2 protein-coding genes are annotated in these 2023 nt (G+C 35.6%); both read right to left on the minus strand.

Going from position 1 to position 2023, the window contains the following annotated elements; translation table 11 throughout:
- Positions 1-205 precede the first annotated feature (205 nt).
- Positions 206-820: a hypothetical protein gene (locus FS875_RS09770; protein WP_144756221.1), complete on the minus strand. Its 615-nt coding sequence runs from the start codon at positions 818-820 to the stop codon at positions 206-208.
- Between the two features lie 81 nt (positions 821-901).
- Positions 902-1621 carry an LbetaH domain-containing protein gene (locus FS875_RS09775; RefSeq protein ID WP_144756224.1) on the minus strand — a complete coding sequence of 240 codons (720 nt, stop codon included), beginning with the start codon at positions 1619-1621 and terminating at the stop codon, positions 902-904.
- Between the last annotated feature and the right edge of the window lie 402 nt (positions 1622-2023).

Below are 2023 nucleotides of genomic sequence, written 5' to 3' on the forward strand. Positions count from 1 at the left end.
AAATCCCCCGCCTTTACATCATCAAAATCTCTTAAAGCACGTATACGGTGTAAAGTAATCCCTTCAATAACGTGACTTTCATTAGTAAATTCATATTTTTTAGATACAATTGTACTGGTCATAGGTAACTCCCTAAGTTGATATTCATTAAATTTTGAAATGAGAAATTTTAAAGAGGGACGCCCCGCACCGCCCCCGCATGTATTTACGCTGCTTTATTTTCAATAATCTTTACAACGTGATCGTTTTCATAAACTTCACAATTTATGGGAACCGAACACAAACCGCTATGTCTTTTTATTCTTGCATTGCCATAGACCTTGCCTCTAATCACGATATAATCAGAAATTTTCGCATTGCCATACACAGAGCCATAAATTTTTGCAGCACCACTCACAATAGCATGATCATAAACTACCGCCTTGCTATGAATACGTGCACACCCCGATAATTTTGCATTCCCAAAAACCCTTGCATATTGAAAAACCCAAGCATTATAAGAAAGATGCGCATTGTCATAAACATGAGCATTTGCATAAACACGGGCACGGTCACAAACATGCGCATTGCCATAAACAAAGCCCATTATAATAGCGTTATCAGAAACCCTTGCATTTTCATAAATATAGGCAGTATTTAAAACACGGGCATTATCATATACCCAACAATTCCCATCATGAGAAAGATTGCTTTCATTTTCGATAAAACCACCAAGATCCCCAGCCTTTACATCAGCAAAGTCTCTTAATGCTTTAATGCGATAAAGGGTTTGATTATTTAATACACGTGTCTCATTTGTGAGTGCAAACTTTTTTTGCATGGCACAATTCCTTTATAAGAAAATTAAATTTTTGAATGAAATGTTTTAAAGAGAGGCGCCCCCGCCGCGCCCGCGCGTCATTTACACAGCATCATAATATTCATGACGATAATAATCATCTTCACTACCAAATCTTGGAATTGCCTCGTCATGAATTTGATCATCAGATGATAAAGAGGCGGCACTATGAATATAAGAATCCCCACAAATTAAAGAACCACACACAACGGCATCATCATAAACTTGAGAATAATCACATATATAAGCACCATCACTTATTTTCGCATTGCCACCCACATGGGCATTATCACAAATGACGGTATCATCAGAAATATGGGCATGGCCACTTACATGGGCGTTATCATAAATTTTCACATTACCTTCGAGAACAACGGCATTTTCAACACGGGCATTGCCATAGACTTCACAATAATCATTTATTGCCATGCCTTGAAAAATAGCATTTCCATAAATTTTAGCATCGCCATAAACGTCTACAAAAAAACCTTTTACTTTTGCATTCTCAGAAACCCGTGCGTTTTGAAAGACGCGTGCTTTATCATATACCCAGCAATTGCCATCATGTGATAGATTATTTTCACTTTCAATATACCCCCCGAGGTCACCTTTTTTTACATCATCAAAATCTCTTAATGCTCTAATTCGCTTTAAGAAATGACCATCTATATATTCACAATCATCAATAAATTCGTATTTTTTTGCAGGCTCTTGTTTGTTATTAGATGCGGTTTCATTTGAAATGTCAGAAATAACGGGAGTGTTTTTTGATATAGCGTTCATAATGAACTCCTTTAGGTAAAAATGTTTTCAAGTGACAACCCATAAGGGCGCCGGGCGTTGAAAACACAGCCTAAAGTCTGTTGTCATACCTTCCCCATAAGGGTATTGTATAATATGACCACACCCGGCAAAATCGTTATACGCTATTCAAAGCATAAAAGACAGTCAGTTTTTTAATGTATTGGGAAAGATCTTATCGTGATCTACCCGCTTTAGGAAGTGTTTTCATCACTTGATTATTTATATAACAAAATACGTATTTATTGTCAATTAATTTATGCACTTTTTTGATATTTTTTATTATTTTTTTAAATGCATTGTGTGTAAATATTTATCATATGCTTATTAATTGCTTCTTTTGTATTATAGCCTTTTAAAGCTATATTATGGGCGTTATAAAAC

Source organism: Bartonella saheliensis (assembly GCF_902162175.1).

What these genes read in the sequence shown, in the direction of transcription:
- FS875_RS09775 (WP_144756224.1), bottom strand. Translation starts at nt 1,621, where the DNA reads ATGAACGCTATATCAAAAAACACTCCCGTTATTTCTGACATTTCAAAT.
- FS875_RS09770 (WP_144756221.1), bottom strand. Translation starts at nt 820, where the DNA reads ATGCAAAAAAAGTTTGCACTCACAAATGAGACACGTGTATTAAATAAT.